17 protein-coding genes and 1 other RNA gene are annotated in these 19,857 nt (G+C 33.0%); 16 read left to right on the top strand and 2 right to left on the bottom strand.

Going from position 1 to position 19,857, the window contains the following annotated elements:
• Positions 1–3 precede the first annotated feature (3 nt).
• From AB1J10_RS03205 to AB1J10_RS03170, 8 genes are all read left to right on the top strand, one after another.
• A complete protein-coding gene (locus AB1J10_RS03205; RefSeq protein ID WP_046208094.1) occupies positions 4–522 on the top strand; it encodes an adenine phosphoribosyltransferase in 519 nt (172 codons plus the stop codon).
• 310 nt (positions 523–832) lie between these two features.
• Entirely contained in the window at positions 833–3,022 is a 2,190-nt protein-coding gene (locus AB1J10_RS03200; RefSeq protein WP_107365669.1) for a RelA/SpoT family protein, read from the top strand.
• A 13-nt stretch (positions 3,023–3,035) separates the two neighbouring features.
• Positions 3,036–3,488, top strand: coding sequence for a D-aminoacyl-tRNA deacylase (gene dtd, locus AB1J10_RS03195; protein ID WP_046208096.1), 453 nt, complete (start codon positions 3,036–3,038; stop codon positions 3,486–3,488).
• The gene (locus tag AB1J10_RS03190; protein WP_064208877.1) at positions 3,485–4,360 is read left to right on the top strand and encodes an N-acetylmuramoyl-L-alanine amidase; all 876 of its coding nucleotides are present in this window, start codon (positions 3,485–3,487) and stop codon (positions 4,358–4,360) included. Before dtd ends, AB1J10_RS03190 begins: the two co-directional genes overlap by 4 nt.
• Before the next feature lie 342 nt (positions 4,361–4,702).
• Positions 4,703–5,965 (top strand): histidine--tRNA ligase, encoded by a 1,263-nt coding sequence (gene hisS / locus AB1J10_RS03185; protein WP_046208098.1) that lies wholly within the window; start codon positions 4,703–4,705, stop codon positions 5,963–5,965.
• A 12-nt stretch (positions 5,966–5,977) separates the two neighbouring features.
• Positions 5,978–7,744, top strand: coding sequence for an aspartate--tRNA ligase (gene aspS / locus AB1J10_RS03180; protein ID WP_107365667.1), 1,767 nt, complete (start codon positions 5,978–5,980; stop codon positions 7,742–7,744).
• A 61-nt stretch (positions 7,745–7,805) separates the two neighbouring features.
• A non-coding RNA gene (gene ssrS, locus AB1J10_RS03175) (6S RNA) lies at positions 7,806–7,996 on the top strand.
• Between the two features lie 117 nt (positions 7,997–8,113).
• Positions 8,114–8,881, top strand: a complete 768-nt coding sequence (locus AB1J10_RS03170) for a tRNA threonylcarbamoyladenosine dehydratase (RefSeq protein ID WP_046208100.1) — start codon at positions 8,114–8,116, stop codon at positions 8,879–8,881.
• Between the two features lie 74 nt (positions 8,882–8,955).
• Here the strand turns inward: AB1J10_RS03170 and AB1J10_RS03165 are convergent, their stop codons facing one another.
• Complete coding sequence (locus tag AB1J10_RS03165; RefSeq protein WP_046208101.1) at positions 8,956–10,236, bottom strand: replication-associated recombination protein A; 1,281 nt, start codon at positions 10,234–10,236, stop codon at positions 8,956–8,958.
• 86 nt (positions 10,237–10,322) lie between these two features.
• Here AB1J10_RS03165 and cymR point away from each other — a divergent pair, with 86 nt between their 5' ends.
• The 3 genes from cymR to AB1J10_RS03150 all read left to right on the top strand — a co-directional run bounded on the left by cymR (position 10,323) and on the right by AB1J10_RS03150 (position 11,258).
• Complete coding sequence (cymR, locus tag AB1J10_RS03160) at positions 10,323–10,742, top strand: cysteine metabolism transcriptional regulator CymR (RefSeq protein ID WP_019469423.1); 420 nt, start codon at positions 10,323–10,325, stop codon at positions 10,740–10,742.
• Positions 10,743–10,872: 130 nt separating this feature from the next.
• Positions 10,873–11,055: a CsbD family protein gene (locus tag AB1J10_RS03155; protein WP_046208102.1), complete on the top strand. Its 183-nt coding sequence runs from the start codon at positions 10,873–10,875 to the stop codon at positions 11,053–11,055.
• Between the two features lie 35 nt (positions 11,056–11,090).
• Positions 11,091–11,258, top strand: coding sequence for a hypothetical protein (locus tag AB1J10_RS03150; RefSeq protein ID WP_157947928.1), 168 nt, complete (start codon positions 11,091–11,093; stop codon positions 11,256–11,258).
• Between the two features lie 84 nt (positions 11,259–11,342).
• On the opposite strand, the gene AB1J10_RS03145 is transcribed toward AB1J10_RS03150, so the two are convergent.
• Entirely contained in the window at positions 11,343–12,341 is a 999-nt protein-coding gene (locus AB1J10_RS03145; RefSeq protein WP_064208878.1) for an LLM class flavin-dependent oxidoreductase, read from the bottom strand.
• Between the two features lie 287 nt (positions 12,342–12,628).
• Between AB1J10_RS03145 and sal the strand changes: the two genes are divergently transcribed.
• From sal to recD2, 5 genes are all read left to right on the top strand, one after another.
• Entirely contained in the window at positions 12,629–14,260 is a 1,632-nt protein-coding gene (gene sal, locus AB1J10_RS03140) for a Sal family ABC-F type ribosomal protection protein (protein WP_075100079.1), read from the top strand.
• Between the two features lie 60 nt (positions 14,261–14,320).
• Entirely contained in the window at positions 14,321–15,463 is a 1,143-nt protein-coding gene (locus AB1J10_RS03135) for a cysteine desulfurase family protein (protein ID WP_046208104.1), read from the top strand.
• Positions 15,464–16,576 (top strand): tRNA 2-thiouridine(34) synthase MnmA, encoded by a 1,113-nt coding sequence (gene mnmA / locus AB1J10_RS03130; RefSeq protein ID WP_107365397.1) that lies wholly within the window; start codon positions 15,464–15,466, stop codon positions 16,574–16,576. It abuts the gene before it with no gap.
• 185 nt (positions 16,577–16,761) lie between these two features.
• On the top strand, positions 16,762–17,448 hold the full coding sequence (locus AB1J10_RS03125; RefSeq protein WP_336606217.1) for a tetratricopeptide repeat protein: 687 nt from the start codon (positions 16,762–16,764) through the stop codon (positions 17,446–17,448).
• A gap of 4 nt (positions 17,449–17,452) precedes the next feature.
• Positions 17,453–19,840 (top strand): SF1B family DNA helicase RecD2, encoded by a 2,388-nt coding sequence (recD2, locus tag AB1J10_RS03120; protein WP_107365396.1) that lies wholly within the window; start codon positions 17,453–17,455, stop codon positions 19,838–19,840.
• The last annotated feature ends 17 nt before the right edge of the window (positions 19,841–19,857 follow it).

The raw sequence follows: 19,857 nt of genomic DNA, 5'->3' as shown, positions 1-19,857 counted from the left end.
TGTATGGATTTAAAACAATATGTATCTGAAGTTTCAGACTGGCCACAACCAGGGGTTAACTTCAAAGATATCACAACAATAATGGACAACGGTGAAGCTTATGGATATGCAACGGATCAAATTGTTAAATATGCAAAACAACGAGATGTTGATGTCGTTGTAGGACCAGAGGCTAGAGGTTTTATCATTGGCTGTCCTGTCGCATATTCAATGGGTATTGGCTTTGCACCAGTGCGAAAAGAAGGCAAACTTCCTAGAGAAGTCATTCGGTATGAGTATAATTTAGAGTATGGCACAAATGTATTAACTATGCACAAAGATGCAATTAAACCAGGGCAACGTGTGTTGATTACGGATGATTTACTAGCTACAGGTGGTACGATTGAAGCGGCAATTAAGTTGGTTGAACAATTAGGTGGTATAGTTGTAGGTATCGCTTTCATTATAGAATTAAAATATTTAAAAGGTATTGAAAAAATTAAAGCGTATGATGTAATGAGTTTAATCTCATATGATGAATAATAATATTTATAATTGACGAAATTTTAAAGCCAAATGAAAACATTTAAGATGATTTCATTTGGCTCTTTATATTTATTAAAATAGTATTTATGATTAATTAACTGAAACATCTTTTATGTGTATTAAAAAAATTAAAATTCAACTACATTTTGCCAATTGTCAAAGGTACGCATTTATTTATTTAATAACATGTAGTATTATATAACTATTATACATAATTTGACCTAATAGCGTAAAAATACGTTACAATCGATATAAAATAATACTGGGTATCTAATCATGATTAATATTTAGTATAGGGGTGTCTTAAGTGAACAATGAATATCCATACAGTGTGGACGAAGTATTATCTAAAGCAAAATCATATTTGTCAAAAGAAGATTATGAATATGTATTGAAAAGTTACCATCTAGCTTATGAGGCACACGAAGGTCAATTTCGTAAAAATGGCTTGCCATATATTATGCATCCTATACAAGTAGCTGGGATTTTAACCGAAATGCATTTAGATGGTCCAACCATTGTTGCAGGTTTTTTACATGACGTGATTGAGGACACACCTTATACGTTTGATGATGTAAAAGGCATGTTTAATGAAGAAATTGCCATAATCGTAGAAGGCGTGACGAAGTTAAAAAAAGTAAAATATCGTTCTAAAGAAGAACAGCAAGCAGAGAACCATCGCAAGCTATTTATTGCTATCGCTAAAGATGTCCGCGTTATTCTTGTTAAATTAGCGGATCGGTTACATAATATGAGAACATTGAAAGCAATGCCACGAGAGAAACAAATAAGGATTTCAAAAGAAACCTTAGAAATCTATGCCCCTTTAGCACATAGATTAGGGATTAATACGATTAAATGGGAATTAGAAGATACAGCACTTAGATATATTGATAGTGTGCAATATTTCAGAATCGTTAATCTCATGAAGAAAAAACGTAGTGAACGAGAAGAATATATACAAAATGCTATCAATCGCATAGATACAGAAATGGGAAAAATGAATATAATCGGCGATATTAATGGTAGACCTAAACATATATATAGTATTTATAGAAAAATGGTTAAACAAAAGAAACAATTTGATCAAATATTTGATTTATTAGCTATTAGAATCATCGTTAATTCAATCAACGATTGCTATGCTGTATTGGGTCTTGTGCATACACTATGGAAACCTATGCCTGGTAGATTTAAAGATTATATTGCTATGCCGAAGCAAAATATGTATCAATCTCTACATACTACGGTCGTTGGACCCAATGGCGATCCTTTAGAAATTCAGATAAGAACTTATGAAATGCATGAAGTTGCAGAACATGGGGTTGCAGCACATTGGGCATATAAAGAAGGTAAAAAAGTTACTGAGAAAACACAAAATTTCAATAAAAAATTAAATTGGATCAAAGAACTTGCTGAAACGGATAGTACTACGACCGATGCAGAAGAGTTTATGGAAACTTTAAAATTTGATTTACAAAGCGATAAAGTATATGCCTTTACACCAGAAAGTGATGTAATAGAGTTACCTTATGGTGCTGTGCCAATCGATTTTGCATATGCTGTACATAGCGAGGTAGGAAATAAGATGATTGGTGCTAAGGTGAATGGGAAAATTGAACCAATAGATTATGTGCTGAAAACCGGTGATATCGTTGAGATTAGAACAAGTAAGCACTCTTACGGTCCAAGTCGTGATTGGCTGAAAATTGTTAAATCTTCTAGTGCCAAAAGTAAGATACGCAGTTTCTTTAAAAAACAAGATCGATCTTCTAATATTGAAAAAGGTAAGTTTATGGTCGAAGCAGAAATAAAAGATCAGGGTTACCGAGTAGATGCAGTCTTAACGGATGACAATATAGAAGTTGTAAAAGATAAATATAATTTTTCTAACGAAGAAGATTTATTTGCTGCAGTAGGATTTGGTGGCGTGACTGCTTTACAAATCGTAAATAAGTTAACTGAAAAACAACGGATTCAAGACAAACAAAAAGCCTTGAATTCAGTACAAGAAGTACAAAAATCTGTGCCCATTAAGGACGACATTACTACAGATAGTGGCGTTTACGTTGAAGGAATTGAAAATGTACTGATTAAATTATCAAAATGTTGTAATCCAATCCCTGGTGATGATATTGTTGGATATATCACTAAAGGTCATGGTATTAAAGTGCATCGAACGGATTGCCCTAATATCAAAAATGAAAAAGACAGATTAATTAGTGTCGAATGGGTACGCTCTAAAGATGCGACACAACGATATCAGGTTGACTTAGAAGTTACAGCTTATGACCGCAATGGTTTATTAAATGAAGTTTTACAAGCCGTTAATTCCACTAAAAGTAACTTAGTTAAAGTTTCTGGTCGTTCAGATATTGATAAAAATGCAATCATTAATATTGGTGTTATGGTAAAAAATGTAAATGAAGTCTATCAAGTTGTTGATAAAATAAAACAGCTTGGTGATGTTTACACAGTAACAAGAGTTTGGAATTAGAGGTGAAACATACATGAAGATTATAGTTCAAAGAGTGAAAGAAGCATCTGTTTCTAATGGTTCAATAGATAATAAAATTAATAAAGGCTATTGTTTGTTTGTTGGAGTAGGTAAATCATCTACAGAAGCTGATATTGATACATTAGTAAGAAAAATCGTGAATGCCCGATTGTTTGAAGATGATAATGGCAAACTTAATTTGAATTTGCAACAAGTACAAGGCGAGATTCTTTCTATCTCACAGTTCACACTATATGCAGATGTAAGAAAAGGCAATAGACCTGGGTTTACCAATTCAATGCCGCCTGATAAAGCTAATGAACTTTATGAAAAATTTAATGATGCTTTACGCGATTATCACATAAATGTATTAACAGGTGAATTTGGTACAGATATGCTTGTAAATATTGCTAACGATGGACCAGTGACGATTATTTATGAAAGTCAGGATGGCAAAATCGTATGAAAACAATCAATACTTGGCTAGATAAACATAATTTTAAAAATTTTCCAACGCTAATTGTTGCGTTAGCATTTGTCATATTTATTTTTATGCTCATCGCTTTTCTAAATCATAATGATGAAGATTCGAATACGATATATATCACTGAAGATACTGATTTGAGAACAGGTCCTAATGCTGTATATCCAACTATTAAGCCGGCAAACCAAGGTCAAAGTTATAATAAAATTGGTAAGTCTGGTAAATGGATAGAAGTTGAGTCAAGTAATCATAAAGATAAAGGATGGGTGGCTGGTTGGCATACAAATCTAAATATTCAGGCAGATGCGAACGCAAACGAGAAACCACTAAAAGATAAAACAATTGTACTTGATCCTGGTCATGGAGGAAGTGACCAGGGTGCTTCAAGTAATACAAAAAAGAAAAGTACTGAAAAAGTTTACACACTGAAGACAGCTAAAGAAATGAAAAAAATGCTTGAAAAAGAAGGTGCTACCGTAAATATGACGAGAAGTTCAGATAGTTATGTGAGCTTGGACGATCGTAATATTAAAGGTGACGCTTTTATCAGTATACATAACGATTCACTCAAATCTTCTAAAGCTAATGGAACGACAGTTTATTGGCTTAAAAACAACCAAGAGGCACTTGCAGAAACATTAAATATGTACATACAAAAGAAAGCCTTACTGACAAATAAAGGCGCTAGACAAGAAAACTTCCAAGTATTGAGACAGACGAATGTACCCGCTGTTTTATTAGAGTTAGGTTATATTAGCAACCCAACCGATGAAAATATGATAACAAATCAATTACATCGCCATATTGTTGAACAAGCAGTTGTCGATGGTTTACGTGCATATTTTTCAGAATAAAAAGGTTGCATATTAATCAATAACTCGTTATTATTAAATATGAATTCTATATTAAAACCGTTATTATTCTTGACTATGCTAAATGAAACGTCAACATTTTTAAATGTGTAGAGACATAATTCGTGGCTGGAAAATTATGCTTAGTAGTTTAGTTATAAAAACACAAGAAGAGGTGCTTTATGAAATTAAAGCCGTGTGACGAACGTTATCCGTATGAAGTGGGTTAGAAAAAATTCATTGATGACTTTTTCTAATCAATTAGGGTGGCAACACGGATATTCGTCCCTTGTATAACTGAATAGTTATGCAAGGGACTTTTTATTGTATAAAAGGAGAGGTTTTATGATAAATATTCCTAGAGGAACACAAGATATTTTACCAAGTGAAACAAAAAAATGGCGATATATTGAAGCAAAATTAGATGAATTGATGGAATTATATAATTATGAAGAAATCCGTACACCGATATTTGAAAGTACTGAATTATTTGCACGTGGTGTTGGTGATTCAACGGATGTCGTACAAAAAGAAATGTATACATTCAAAGATAAAGGTGATCGCAGTATCACTCTGAGACCTGAAGGTACTGCTGCAGTCGTACGTTCATATATTGAAAATAAAATGCAAGGGTTACCTAATCAACCAATAAAATTGTACTACAATGGGCCAATGTTCCGGTATGAACGAAAACAAAAAGGTCGTTATCGTCAATTTACACAATTTGGTGTAGAAGCCATAGGTGCAGAAAATCCAAGTATCGATGCTGAAATTTTGGCAATGGTCATGCATATCTATCAGTCATTTGGTCTTAAACATTTAAAATTAGTCATTAATAGTATTGGAGATATTGATTCTCGTAAAGAATATAATGAAGCTTTGGTTAAACATTTTGAACCAGTAATTGGCGATTTTTGTAAAGATTGCCAAGCACGCCTGCACACGAATCCAATGAGAATTTTAGATTGTAAGATTGATAAAGATAAAGAATCAGTTAAAACCGCACCACGAATTACGGAATATTTAAATGCTAATTCAAAGACTTATTTTGAGGAAGTAAAACAACATTTAAATGATTTAGACATTGAATATGAAGAAGATCCTAACTTAGTAAGAGGTCTAGATTATTATACACACACAGCATTTGAACTTATGATTGATAATCCGAATTATGAAGGTGCAATTACGACATTATGTGGGGGTGGCCGTTATAATGGTTTACTTGAATTGTTAGATGGTCCAAGTCAAACTGGTATTGGTTTTGCACTTAGTATTGAGAGATTATTAATGGCCTTAGAAGAAGAAGGCATTGAATTAGACGTAGACCACGACTTTGATTTATTTATCGTTACGATGGGTCAAGAAGCAGACCGTTATGCAGTAAAATTATTAAATGATTTACGTCAAAATGGTGTGAAAGCGGACAAAGATTATATGGAGCGTAAAGTGAAAGGGCAAATGAAACAAGCTGATAGATTAAATGCCAAGTATACTGTTGTGATTGGCGATCAAGAGTTAGCAGAAAAAAATATTAATGTAAAAAATATGGAGACCGGGGAATCAGAACGTATTGATTTGAACGAACTTGTTAACTATTTTAGAAATTAAGGAGAAGATATCATGAGTAAGCGTACAACATATTGTGGTTTAGTGACTGAATCACTATTAGAACAAGAAGTTATATTAAAAGGTTGGGTACACAATCGTAGAGATTTAGGTGGACTGATCTTTGTAGATTTACGTGACCGCGAAGGTTATGTACAAATTGTGTTTAATCCAGATTTTTCTGAAGAAGCATTACGTATAGCTGAAACAATTAGATCTGAGTATGTAGTTGAAGTAAAAGGTATTGTAAAAAAACGTGACCCAGAAACAGTAAATCCCAAAATTGCTACAGGTCAAGTTGAAGTACAAGTATCAGATATTGAGATTATTAATAAAGCTGAAACACCACCTTTTGCCTTAAATGAGGATAATCAAAATGTGGATGAAAATATAAGACTAAAATATAGATATTTAGATTTAAGACGTCAAGAATTAGCACAAACGTTTAAGATGAGACATCAAACGACACGTTCAATTAGACAATATTTAGATGGTGAAGGTTTTTATGATATTGAAACACCAGTGTTAACTAAGTCAACACCAGAAGGTGCGCGAGATTATTTGGTACCATCTCGTGTTCATGAAGGTGAATTTTATGCATTACCTCAATCACCACAAATATTTAAACAATTGTTAATGATTAGTGGTTTTGATAAATATTATCAAATTGTTAAATGTTTCCGTGATGAAGATTTACGTGCAGACCGTCAACCAGAATTTACGCAAGTTGATATTGAAATGAGCTTTGTTGATCAAGAAGATGTCATGGACATGGGTGAAGAAATGTTACAAAAAGTTGTAAAAGATGTAAAAGAAGTGGAAGTGCCTCGTCCATTCCCAAGAATAACTTATGATGAAGCAATGGCGCGTTTTGGTTCTGATAAACCAGATACACGATTTGGTATGGAATTAATGAATGTTTCAGAACTTGGTGAAATCATGGACTTTAAAGTCTTCAAAGATGCAGTAAATAACGATGGACAAGTGAAGGCAATTGTAGCTAAAGGTGCGTCTGATAATTATACTAGAAAAGATATTGATGCTTTAACTGAATTTGTTAATATATATGGTGCCAAAGGTTTGGCATGGGTTAAAGTAGTTGATGAAGGTTTAAATGGCCCTATAGCTAAATTCTTTGAAGCAGACCATGTTGAAAAATTAAAAGCCTTGACTGGTGCGCAATCTGGAGATTTAGTCTTATTTGTAGCTGACAAGCCTAATGTTGTAGCTCAAAGCTTAGGTGCACTTAGATTAAAATTGGCTAAAGAACTAGATTTAATCGACGAAAGTAAGTTGAATTTCTTGTGGGTAACAGATTGGCCATTACTTGAATACGATGAAGAGTTAAAACGTTATACTGCTGCACACCATCCATTTACAGCACCGAAACAAGAAGATATTAGCAAATTAGATACTGAACCTGAAAATGCTCAAGCTAATGCATATGATATTGTTTTAAATGGTTATGAACTTGGTGGCGGTTCAATTAGAATTCACAATGAAGATTTACAATCAAAAATGTTTGAAGTATTAGGATTTACTGAAGAACAAGCTAGAGAACAGTTTGGTTTCTTATTAGATGCATTTAAATATGGTGCGCCACCACATGGCGGTATTGCTTTAGGCTTAGACCGCTTAGTTATGTTGTTAACTGGACGTACAAACTTACGTGACACAATTGCATTCCCTAAAACTGCATCTGCAACTTGTTTATTAACAAATGCACCTAGTGAAGTATCAGAAAATCAATTGGAAGAACTCTCATTAAGAATTAGACATTAATTTTTATTAAGTCTTTATTCTTGCTAAATTCTAATAATGTGTTATTATACTTGCATAAGGTAGTCATCTGTAGTGTTCGTAAGTTTGCTTCATATTTGGGCCTAACACTCTTTGATCCGGGAGCCCAATAGGTTTTCTTGCAGCGCACACGCCTCTTAAGGAGGACTTGCAAAACAAGAAACAGGGCACCCACCTGTTAATAGCAGGCCGAATGATCAAGCAATTTATAACTACGGCACGCACGGACTCTATCGGTACGCAAGACTTCGGTCTTGCGTATTTTTTTTATCGTTATAATTTATTGTTTTACAATTAATCGGATCGTAAAAATGTTATGATTATAGTATTCGCTAAATAAGGAGTTTAAAAATGAAACATCAATTTTCAAGAAATGAATTGGCATACGGCAAAGAGGGTTTAGAATTATTAAAACAAAAAACCGTTGTTGTTTTAGGGGTAGGAGGCGTTGGCTCATTTGCAGCTGAAGCATTAGCGCGTACGAATATAGGTCATATTATATTAATAGACAAAGACGATGTTGATATAACGAACGTCAATCGACAGTTACATGCTTTAACATCTACAATAGGTCAAAGTAAAGTCACATTAATGGAAGAGCGCATCAAATTAATCAATCCTGAATGTGAAGTTACATCACTCCATATGTTTTATACAGAAGAAACATACGAAGCCTTGTTTAATAACTATGATATCGATTATTTTATAGATGCAAGTGATACACTGATATATAAAGTTCATCTTATGAAAGAATGTCTTGAAAGAGGTATTTCTGTAATTTCGAGTATGGGTGCCGCAAATAAAACAGATCCGACACGTTTCCAAATTGCAGATATTTCTAAAACTTATATGGATCCAATGGCTAAATTGATACGTCGTAAATTGAAAAAATTAGGTATATACAAAGGGATACCTGTAGTATTTTCAGATGAAAGTCCAATCGTTATAAGAGAAGATGTCAAAGAAACAGTTGGCGATGCAAATGCACCAACTAGGAAAGGGCAAATGCCACCCTCATCAAATGCATTTGTACCCAGTGTTGTGGGGTTGATATGTGCAAGCTATGTGGTTAATGACATACTCAAAGATATACCTGTAACAAGAATCAAAGATAAATAAAGATATCAACGAACCGCGTTAACACAGGAAGTCATTTCAAATGTGTTAACGCGGTTGTTTGATATAACCTTAAACTAATGATTATTTTGTTGTGCCTTGTTGATATTGTCAAAAATAGATTTAAGCTGTTGTTCTGTTTTTGATGTTGTTTTAGGTGTATAGTAAATTTTGTTTTTTAATTTATCAGGCAAATATTGTTGTGCGATAAATCCATTATCATAATTATGAGGATACTTATAACCTATTGCTCTACCCAAAGCTTTGGCACCTGAGTAATGACCATCTTTTAAATGGTCGGGAATTTGTCCTACATGACCTTTTCGAATATCTGACAGTGCTGCGTCGATAGCAGTGATTCCAGAATTAGATTTAGGAGACAGACACAATTCAATTACCGCTTGACTCAAAGGAATTCTTGCTTCTGGAAATCCTAGTCTTTCAGCAGATTCAATTGCTGCTAAAGTTCGTTGGCCTGCACCAGGTGAAGCTAAACCTATGTCTTCATAACTAATCACTAATAATCTTCTGACAATGGTGGGTAGGTCTCCAGCTTCTATTAAACGTGCTAAATAATGCAATGCTGCATTTACATCACTTCCTCGAATTGACTTTTGAAATGCACTCATCACATCGTAATGCATATCACCATCCTTATCACTGACAAAAGCACCTTTTTGCAAGCAATCTTTAGCATCTTCTAATGTAATATGTCTTTGATTTTCTTTAACTTCAGCACTGAGCACAGCTAATTCTAAAGCATTCAGTGCACTTCTAACGTCACCTTGGCTTTGTGTAGTGAAATAATTCATCGCATCTTCATCAATGACTGGATTGTATGAAGCTAATCCACGTGATTCATCGTGGAGAGCCCTTTCTAAAGAAATTTTTATATCATTATCATCTAATGGATATAATTCGAAAATTTGCGCTCTTGATCGAATTGCAGGATTAATTGCGTGATATGGATTTGATGTTGTAGCACCAATCAACACAATTTTTCCACTTTCGAGATGCGGTAGTAAAAAATCTTGTTTAGCTTTATCTAAACGGTGTATCTCATCTAATAATAAAATGACTTGTCCAGACATTTTTGCTTCTTCAACAATGAGTTGCATATCTTTTTTAGTATTTGTAACAGCATTTAGCTGACGGAATTTAAATTGAGTACTACCTGAAATTGCTTTAGCAATACTCGTTTTACCAATTCCAGGTGGACCATAAAAAATCATGGATGATAGTCGTTTGGTATTGACCATTCTACGTATAATACCTTTATCACCAACTAAGTGATCTTGTGAAATAATTTCATCAATATTATTTGGTCGCATTCTTGAAGCGAGTGGTTCGTTCGTCACAATCTTTCACACCTTTCTAATATTATCTTAACGTAAAAAATGATAGAATGTTAATATATAGTATTCGAATTAAGTGAGGTTATATAATGAAAATATCAACAAAAGGCAGATATGGCTTAACACTAATGATATCTTTAGCCAAAAAGCAAGGGCAAGGATGTGTTTCGTTAAAATCTATAGCTGAAGAAAATAATTTAAGTGATCTTTATCTAGAACAACTCGTAGGTCCATTAAGAAATGCTGGTTTAATCCGAAGTGTTCGTGGAGCAAAAGGTGGTTATCAATTGAGAGTATCAGCTGAAGAAATTACTGCTGGTGACATTATTCGTTTGTTAGAAGGACCAATTACATTTGTAGAAAGTATTGATTCTGAACCTCCTGCGCAAAAACAACTTTGGATTAGAATGAGAGATGCAGTTAGAGAAGTATTAGATAATACAACTTTAAAATATTTAGCAGATTATAATGAAACTAATAATTTAGATGGATATATGTTCTATATATAAGATGTAAAATTGTTATTTATTAAAACGTTTCTTTGTCATTAACTGAAAATATTTAAAAAAATTTGTTTTAAATGTTTACGTCTTAAGTATTGTGGTATTTAATAAATACATTGCTAAGGAGGTATTATTTATGGCAGATGAAAATAAATTCGAACAAGCAAAAGGAAACGTTAAAGAAACAGTTGGTAATGTTGCCGACAATAAAGACTTAGAAAAAGAAGGCAAAGAAGATAAAACTTCTGGTAAAGCCAAAGAAGTAGTAGAAAATGCAAAAGATAAAGCAAATGAAGTTATCGATAAATTTAAAAAATAATAATCGGTAACTAATACTAAAAAGGTGGTTTTATTATGTCTGATTTCTTGAATAAAGCAAAAGAAACTGCAAAAAATGTTTCTGATAAATTAAAAGATACGGATAACGAAAAAGCAAAGCAAGCATCTGAACAAATCGATAATTTCACTGGTGGCAGTGACGATAAAAAAGATGACAAAGATAAAAAAGACGACAAAAAATAAAATTGTCTTTAAAGTTTAAGTTTATTCGCTTAAATATAGAAAAGCCCAGGTTTCTAACTAGAAACTGGGCTTTTCTATATTTAATTAAAAAGTTGAAATAATATTTTTAAGTTTACGATACGATTCAAGTTGTGCTTCTTGATCATAGATGTAACTAATTGCCATTAATTCATCTATTTCACCATATTCATCAATAAATGATTGTAATTTTTGTTTAACCGTTTCTTCAGAACCGATGAGTGAACTTTGCATACGTTGTTTGGCAATTTCATATTCAGTAGGCGTGAGTAGTCCCTTTAAATCGTCAGTTGGTGGTTGTACAGGTTGCATTCTTCCTCTAGTAATGCTTACCATTACCTGAGCCTGTGTTGTTGCCAGATATTCTGCTTGTGTATCTGTATCAGCAACGATGGCATTTAAGCAAACAATCACATATGGCTTGCTTAATACCTCTGAAGGTTCAAATAGTTCTTTATAAATTTCAATTGCTTCTTTCATTTGTTGTGGTGCAAAATGACCTGCAAAGACATAAGGTAATCCTTTGCGTGCAGCCAAGTGTGCAGAATCAGTTGAAGAACCCAATATATAAAGAGGTACATTTTTACCAACGGCTGGATATGCACGGACATACGTTTGTTGATTACCTGGACCAAAATAAGTTGCAAGTTGTTCTACTTCTTCAGGGAATTCATAAACGCCATTGTGTTGATCTCTACGTAACGCACTTGCAGTCATCATATCAGTACCTGGCGCACGCCCTAAACCTAAATCAACGCGATTTGGAAATACAGTTTCCATTGTCCCAAATTGTTCTGCAACAATGAGAGGTGCATGATTAGGTAACATGATGCCACCAGAGCCTACCCTTATTTTAGAAGTATGTTCTAATGTATGTTGTATTAATAACGCAGTGGCTGAACTGACAAGGTTAGGTGCGTTATGATGTTCTGCAATCCAATATCTTTCATAATCCAGTTCTTCTAAATTTTGTGCTAATTTAACCATATCACTAATTGCATCTTGGTCGGATTGACCTTCTCTAATTGGAACTAGATTAAGTGCAGATAATTTAATATCGCTCATTTCACTATGTCCTCCTTAAATATATTAATATATTGCAGTATAACAGTCTAAATAAAACTTGCGTAAGAAATTGCTCACTGTTATACTATATGAAATTAAAAAGTTAGGTGGCCTTATTAAGACAATGGATAAATCTCATGAAAACAAACAATATCAATTATTTAATCAAAAAAGTAATATATGGGATAAGACCATGTCTTAATGCAAAATCATCACTCAAGTACCTAACATAAATAATGTTCGGATTGTTAAGGCATGTCGTATCCCTTAAGAAAGAGGGAATTGGTATGTCTTTTTATTTTGTTCAAAAACCATTTGAAAAATTTGGTAAAAATTTAATTAACTCTGTAGAAATTCAAATTGATAAAGGCGAACATATTGCAATGATAGGTAACAATGGCGTAGGCAAAACGACTTTGTTAGAAGCGATAAAATCGAAATATAAAGATGAAACTTATTTAATGTACCAAAATATGTTAGCTTATGAACACTTAACAGGGTTAGATTATGTAATGGAAATAAACCCCGAAATATTGCAGATAAAGCAAAAACTTGAAGACAATTATGAATATATTGCAGACTATAGTGCATTAAATGGTTACGAATTTGAACAGAGTATTATTACGCAAGCGAATCAAATGAATTTAACAGAAAAAGATTTAGAAAAACAAATTCAAGATTTAAGTGGTGGTCAACAAACACGACTGGCGTTATTAAAAGCATTCATGTCAAACAAACCACTGATCTTACTGGATGAACCCACGAATCATTTAGATTTAGAAATGTTGGAACAACTGATTAGAAAAATTCAAAAATCAAAACGTACGATTGTTTATGTATCACACCAGCGTGATTTTATCGATCAAACAGCGACTCATGTCATTGAAGTAACATCTGAAAAAACGAATAAATATAATGGTAATTATTCCAAGTACCGTGAAATTAAAGATTTAACGTTACAAACACAACAAAATATGTACGAAAAGCAACAAAAAGAAATAGCAGAACTTAATCGCACGATACAACGAATCCAAACATGGCATCATTCAGCACGACAAAAAGCAAGTGTTCGTAGCCCTATTGAGCAGAAGAAGCTTAGTAAGTTAGCTCAAAAGGCTAAAGTAAAAGAAAAACAAATGACCGAAAAATTAAATGAGAAGACCATAAACCAGCCAGATAACGAACAAAAACATTATCATTTTAATCATGAAGCCCAATTACGTAAGCGTTTTTTAATTCATTTTGAAGACTTCAATGTTGTTATAAGTGAACATCATGTATTTGAACATGCGCATTTCGAAATGAAACAAAAAGAAAACGTATTAATAACGGGACCAAATGGAAGCGGAAAATCTCTTTTAATTGCGATGATCAGACAAAAGATATTTGCTAATCAAGCACATTTAAAAATCACACCTTCACTAAAAATTGGATATTTCGATCAGACGAACAAAAATTTGAATGAAGCAGAATCTCCACTGATGATGCTATTAAGTACGAATAAAATATCAAGAAGCGAAGCGCAAACTATATTAGCTTCATTTGGTTTTAAAGAGGAAAAAATTAATGCACCAATTGGTCAATTATCTATGGGAGAGAAAAGTAGATTTCAATTTGTACTGCTATATTGCTCTGGTGCCAATTTATTAATTTTAGATGAGCCAACTAATTATTTTGATATTTCAACACAGGACTTAATTTTAAATATGATAAAAAGTTTTAACGGTCAAGTATTAGTTGTGAGCCATGATGAGTATTTTCAAGCTAGGTTTAAAGCGACACACTGGGAAATTAGAAATAAAAAATTATATAACTTAACCCAAAATAAAAAGACAAAATCAAATGTAAACGAAACATTAACATTGTTAGATGAATATGAAATGATAGATGAAAATGGTCATTTTGAAACAGACAACTAGAAAAATTAATTAGATGGTGCTATCATTGGAACATTGATAAATTTGTAAGGAGTGTCAAACATGGAAGTATATGCAGATTATGCTGCTACAACGCCTGTTAAACAACAAGTAATAGATAAAATGATGGAAATCTATACAACACATTACGGTAATCCGTCTTCTATACATAGTATAGGTAGAGATGCACGTAAATATTTAGATGAGTCTCGTCGTTTTGTAGCTAAACAACTCAATGCGAAGCCTAGTGAAGTAATTTTTACTAGTGGCGCAACAGAATCTAATAATACAGCGATTAAAGGTATTGCGTATGCAAACCAAGATAAGGGTAAGCATATTATAACAACTAAAATAGAACATCATTCTGTACTCCATGTTTTTGAACAATTAGCAAAAGAAGGTTTTGATGTAACATACCTTGATGTAGATGAAGAAGGTCTGATATCGTTAGAACAATTGAAAAGTGCAATGACTGATGAGACAATCCTTGTTTCAATCATGTTTGTTAATAACGAAATTGGCACAGTGCAACCAATGTACGATATTGATGAAATTGTTAGTCATTCAAATGCTTTATTTCACGTAGATGCTGTACAAGCTATAGGGCACTTAGACATAGATTTTCATGAATTTGATATCGATGCAATGAGTATTACGGCACATAAATTTGGTGGACCAAAGGGTGTCGGTGTATTACTAATAAAATCAGGTACAAACATTAAGTTTCCACAATTAGGTGGAGAACAAGAAGTGAAAAGAAGAGCAGGTACAGAAAACGTACCTCAAATTGTCGGATTGGCTGAAGCTTTAAAACTAGCAAACCAATATAGAGATGAAAACAATGTCCATTTGATGAATTTAAAAAACCAATTTCTTGTATCTTTACAAGAACGTTCAGTGCCTTTTGAATTAAATGGTTCAATGACTGATACTACTGGTCATATTGTTAATTTGTATTTTCCATTTATTGATGTGGAAACTATGTTAACATTGTTAGATTTAGCTAATATATATGTAGCTTCTGGTTCAGCATGTACTGCAGGTTCTACATCACCTTCACATGTTTTAGTAGCAATGTATGATGACGATACAAGAGCGAATCATTCTGTGCGATTTAGTTTTAATGAACAAACGACCGAACAAGAAATTAAATATTTAGTTACCGAAATTCACAAAATTTATCATAAATTCAAGGAGGAAGTTTAGTTGTCAAATAAAGATACACGTGTTGTAGTAGGCATGTCAGGTGGCGTAGACAGTTCCGTAACAGCACATATATTAAAAGAGCAAGGTTATGATGTCATTGGTATTTTTATGAAAAATTGGGATGATACGGATGAAAATGGTGTTTGTACAGCTACAGAAGATTATAATGATGTTATAGCTGTATGTAATCAAATAGGTATACCATATTATGCAGTTAATTTTGAAAAAGAATATTGGGATAAAGTGTTTACTTATTTCTTAGATGAATATAAAAAAGGCCGTACACCAAATCCTGATGTGATGTGTAATAAAGAGATTAAATTCAAAGCATTTTTAGAGCATGCGCTTAAGTTAGGTGCAGATTATGTAGCAACTGGACATTATGCTCGTGTACGACGTCATGAAGATGGACATGTTGAAATGTTGAGGGGCGTTGACAATAATAAAGATCAAACTTATTTCTTAAATCAATTATCACAATCACAATTATCTAGAGTGATGTTCCCAATTGGCGATATTGATAAAAAAGAAGTGCGTAGAATTGCAGAAGCAGAAGATTTAGCTACAGCTAAGAAAAAAGATTCAACTGGTATTTGTTTTATCGGTGAACGTAACTTCAAAACATTTTTATCTCAATATCTACCCGCACAGTCAGGTGAAATGAAAACTTTAACTGGTAAGAAAATAGGTACACATGCAGGATTAATGTACTATACTATCGGTCAACGTCACGGTCTAGGTATAGGTGGAGATGGAGACCCTTGGTTTGTAGTAGGCAAAAATTTAAATGATAATGTCTTATATGTAGAACAAGGTTTTCATCATGAAGCGCTTTACAGTGACTATTTGATTGCTTCAGATATTTCATTTGTTAACCCTGTTGATTTAGAAAATGGATTTGAATGTACAGCGAAATTTAGATATCGTCAAAAAGATACTAAAGTTTTTGTTCAAAAAGAGCATGATAATGCAATTCGAGTAACATTTGACGAACCTGTTCGCGCAATTACGCCAGGTCAATCAGTCGTTTTATATGATGGCGATGTTTGTCTAGGTGGCGCTACTATAGATGATGTATATAAAACATCAGGTCAATTAAGTTATGTTGTTTAAACAAATTAATTAAATGCTTCGTAATGATTAAAATAGCAAAATGACATTGCTATATTGTTAATTAAATATAAAGTTTCATAGTTTAATCGTATTTTGAGGAGTAAGCATACAATATCAAATTTTAAATTTTTGATTTGTGACTTACTCCTTTTTACTGTTTTTTCATTCTTAAATGTTATAATAAGATGTTGAGAGAGAGGGATAGCATGAATCAAGAACAAATTTATACATTGATTAAACAAGGTAATTTTGAGCAAGCTTTAACAGCATTATTCGAAAATATAGAAGCAAACCCGAATGAAGTCGAAAATTATATCAATGCAGGTATATTAATCGCTGAAGCGGGTGAAATAGATAAAGCGGAAAAGTTTTTCCAAAAAGCACTAACCATTGACCCAAAAAATGGGGCTGTTTATTACAATTTAGCTAATGTTTATTATAATGAAGGGCGATATAAAGAAGCGGTTAAATTATACCAACAAGCATTACAATATAAAGTTGACGAAATCGACACCAATTATATGATAGGTATGTCGTTTAACCAGTTAGAAGCATTTACAGAAGCACTTCCCTTTTTAATGACTGCTGCTGAAAAAGATAATCGTAAGGATGTAGAGGTACAATTTCAATATGGATTGGTATTATGTCACTTAGAAATGTACGAACAGGCTGTTTCACAATTACAGTATGTAGTCTCATTAGATGACAAACATACAGACGCTTTATATAACTTAGGTCTAGCAACTTATATGTTAACAGAGGATACTGAATGTGCTATCGAATATTTTGAACGTGCAGTTGCTATCAACCCAGAACATTTGATGAGTCAACATGCCATCAAAACGTTTAAATCCATCGCAGAGGAGGAGTAATTAAATGGACAACCCTACATTATTCAATAATTCAATGATTAAAGGTACTGTAGATGCTATCTTGTTTCAAAACAAAGACAATTTTTATACTGTTTTAAAAGTAGATACGATAGAATCTAATGAAGATTTTGATTCTATGCCTACAGTTGTAGGGTTCTTTCCAGAAATTGCTGAAGGCGATGTTTATACTTTTAAAGGTCAAGTCGTTTCACATCCTAAATATGGTAAACAGTTAAAAGCTGAAACGTTTGAAAAAGAGTTGCCTCAAACCAAAGAGGCTATTATTAGCTATTTATCTAGTGATTTATTTAAAGGAATAGGTAAAAAAACAGCTCAAAATATTGTGAATACACTTGGAGAAAATGCTATTTCAGACATTTTAAATGACCCATCTGTTTTAGAAAAAGTACCTAGTTTACCTGGGAAAAAACAAAAGCAAATTGCTGAACAAATTGCGAGTAATCAAGAAACAGAACAAATTATTATTCGATTACATGATTTAGGATTTGGACCTAAACTCGCTATGGCAATCTATCAGGTTTATTTAGGTGATACACTTAATATTGTAGAAAATAAACCCTATCAATTAGTTTACGACGTGAAAGGAATCGGTTTTAACAAAGCGGATACTTTAGCACGAAATGTGGGTATTCAATTTAATGATGATGAGCGTTTAAAAGCGGGTTTATTATATGTATTAGAAGAAGAATGTATTAAGCAAGGGCATACATACTTACCAACACAAAATGTATTAGAAATGACACAAGATATGTTATCACAATCACCAAATGAAGTGATTGAACTTCAACAATTAGAAAATATGATTCAAATCTTAGTTGAAGATACCAAATTAGTAAAACAGGAACACGAATTAGCAATTCCTAGTTTATACTATTCGGAACTTAAAAGTGTTCAAAACTTATATCGTAATTACACCTATACGAATAAATTAAAAGAAATTGAGCAGTCTGAATTATTATTAGAAATTGGTGAAATCGAACAACGCAATCAAGTCACTTATGCTAATTCCCAAAGAGATGCGCTACAGACTGCAATCAATAGTAAAGTTATGCTGCTAACTGGCGGGCCAGGAACAGGAAAAACTACTGTGATTAAAGGTATTGTCGAATTATATGCAGAAATACATGGTTTATCTTTAGATTATGATGATTATCAAAACGATGATTATCCAGTTGTATTAGCAGCACCTACAGGTAGAGCTTCAAAACGATTGGCTGAATCTACAGGGTTGGAAGCTATGACTATACATCGATTGATAGGTTGGAATCAAGACACACAGCCAGAAGATATTTTAGATAATGAGATTTCAGCTAAACTAATCATTATTGATGAAATGTCAATGGTCGACACCTGGCTGATTCATCAATTTCTTAGCGCGGTACCTATTGATGCCCAAGTGATATTAGTAGGTGATGAAGATCAGTTGCCTTCCGTAGGCCCAGGACAAGTGTTTAAAGATCTCATTGATTCTAAAGTTATACCTAGAGTGAATCTGACTGAAGTTTACCGACAACAAGATGGGTCTAGTATCATAGAATTGGCGCATAGAATGAAATTGGGAGAACCGATTGATATCACACAAAGATTTCATGATCGTAACTTTATTAATTGTTCAACTGAACAAATACCTTCAGTTGTTGAAAAGGTTGTTTCAGGTGCTGTTAAAAAAGGTTATGATATGAGTGATATACAAGTATTAGCCCCTATGTATAAAGGTTCTGCAGGTATAAAAAAATTAAATGCTGTATTGCAAACAATCTTAAACCCTAAAGAAAAGGATACGCGTGAAATTGAATTCGGTGATGTTGTCTTTAGAAAAGGGGATAAGGTGCTACAGCTAGTAAATAGGCCGAGTGATAATATATTTAATGGCGATATTGGTGTGATTGTTGGCATATTTTGGGCAAAAGAAAATGCCTTAAATAAAGATGTATTGGTCGTTGATTTTGACGGAAATGAAATTACTTTTGTAAGACAAGATTTGTTAGAATTAACACATGCATATTGTACGTCTATTCACAAATCGCAAGGTTCTGAATTTCCAATTGTAATTATGCCTATGGTTAAGCAATATTTTAGAATGTTACAAAAACCTATATTATATACAGGATTAACAAGAGCTAAGCAATCACTAGTATTTCTGGGTGATCCACAAGCTTTTGAAATCGGTTTAAATACACATGGTCAAGTGAGAATGACTCAGCTCTGTTCATTCTTAAAAACGTATTTTAATAATGATGATCGTAAAGATGAGGTTGCAGTTGAAGATACGTTTGATGGCACGACTATTTTAACAGAAAAAAATATATATAAAATTAATCCTATGATTAATATGGGAGATATTTCGCCATATGATTTTGTTGAACATTGACAACGTAGGTTAAAGTA

The sequence above is a fragment of the Staphylococcus cohnii species complex 1663 genome, assembly GCF_041008415.1.
GTDB classification, from domain to species: Bacteria; Bacillota; Bacilli; order Staphylococcales; family Staphylococcaceae; genus Staphylococcus; species Staphylococcus ureilyticus.
Note: the sequence above shows the minus strand (reverse complement) of the source record. Positions and strands in the feature narration are given on the sequence as shown.